We start from the raw sequence: 1,767 nt of genomic DNA, 5'->3' as shown, positions 1-1,767 counted from the left end.
GTAGACCTTTGAAAACTGAACAAAGCAAGCAAACGAACCAATGTGTAGGACGTTTCAATTTATTGAAACAAATACATGCAAGCAATAGCTAGCAAAGTTAATTTTTATGAGCTTAATGACCGTATGGTCATTCAAACAAATCATTATGAGAGTTTGATCCTGGCTCAGGACGAACGCTGGCGGCGTGCCTAATACATGCAAGTCGAACGCTTTTTCTTTCACCGGAGCTTGCTCCACCGAAAGAAAAAGAGTGGCGAACGGGTGAGTAACACGTGGGTAACCTGCCCATCAGAAGGGGATAACACTTGGAAACAGGTGCTAATACCGTATAACACTATTTTCCGCATGGAAGAAAGTTGAAAGGCGCTTTTGCGTCACTGATGGATGGACCCGCGGTGCATTAGCTAGTTGGTGAGGTAACGGCTCACCAAGGCAACGATGCATAGCCGACCTGAGAGGGTGATCGGCCACACTGGGACTGAGACACGGCCCAGACTCCTACGGGAGGCAGCAGTAGGGAATCTTCGGCAATGGACGAAAGTCTGACCGAGCAACGCCGCGTGAGTGAAGAAGGTTTTCGGATCGTAAAACTCTGTTGTTAGAGAAGAACAAGGATGAGAGTAAAACGTTCATCCCTTGACGGTATCTAACCAGAAAGCCACGGCTAACTACGTGCCAGCAGCCGCGGTAATACGTAGGTGGCAAGCGTTGTCCGGATTTATTGGGCGTAAAGCGAGCGCAGGCGGTTTCTTAAGTCTGATGTGAAAGCCCCCGGCTCAACCGGGGAGGGTCATTGGAAACTGGGAGACTTGAGTGCAGAAGAGGAGAGTGGAATTCCATGTGTAGCGGTGAAATGCGTAGATATATGGAGGAACACCAGTGGCGAAGGCGGCTCTCTGGTCTGTAACTGACGCTGAGGCTCGAAAGCGTGGGGAGCGAACAGGATTAGATACCCTGGTAGTCCACGCCGTAAACGATGAGTGCTAAGTGTTGGAGGGTTTCCGCCCTTCAGTGCTGCAGCAAACGCATTAAGCACTCCGCCTGGGGAGTACGACCGCAAGGTTGAAACTCAAAGGAATTGACGGGGGCCCGCACAAGCGGTGGAGCATGTGGTTTAATTCGAAGCAACGCGAAGAACCTTACCAGGTCTTGACATCCTTTGACCACTCTAGAGATAGAGCTTCCCCTTCGGGGGCAAAGTGACAGGTGGTGCATGGTTGTCGTCAGCTCGTGTCGTGAGATGTTGGGTTAAGTCCCGCAACGAGCGCAACCCTTATTGTTAGTTGCCATCATTTAGTTGGGCACTCTAGCGAGACTGCCGGTGACAAACCGGAGGAAGGTGGGGATGACGTCAAATCATCATGCCCCTTATGACCTGGGCTACACACGTGCTACAATGGGAAGTACAACGAGTTGCGAAGTCGCGAGGCTAAGCTAATCTCTTAAAGCTTCTCTCAGTTCGGATTGTAGGCTGCAACTCGCCTACATGAAGCCGGAATCGCTAGTAATCGCGGATCAGCACGCCGCGGTGAATACGTTCCCGGGCCTTGTACACACCGCCCGTCACACCACGAGAGTTTGTAACACCCGAAGTCGGTGAGGTAACCTTTTTGGAGCCAGCCGCCTAAGGTGGGATAGATGATTGGGGTGAAGTCGTAACAAGGTAGCCGTATCGGAAGGTGCGGCTGGATCACCTCCTTTCTAAGGAATATTTCGGAAGACTACACATCGTTTGCCTTTGTTCAGTTTTGAGAGGTCTACTCTCAA

1 rRNA gene is annotated in these 1,767 nt (G+C 51.0%); it reads left to right on the top strand.

The window, feature by feature from the left end:
* Positions 1-141 precede the first annotated feature (141 nt).
* Positions 142-1,701: ribosomal RNA gene (locus IGI88_RS18435) — 16S ribosomal RNA — on the top strand.
* The last annotated feature ends 66 nt before the right edge of the window (positions 1,702-1,767 follow it).

The organism is Enterococcus sp. AZ179, assembly GCF_050498885.1.
GTDB classification, from domain to species: Bacteria; Bacillota; Bacilli; order Lactobacillales; family Enterococcaceae; genus Enterococcus_D; species Enterococcus_D entomosocium.
Note: the sequence above shows the minus strand (reverse complement) of the source record. Positions and strands in the feature narration are given on the sequence as shown.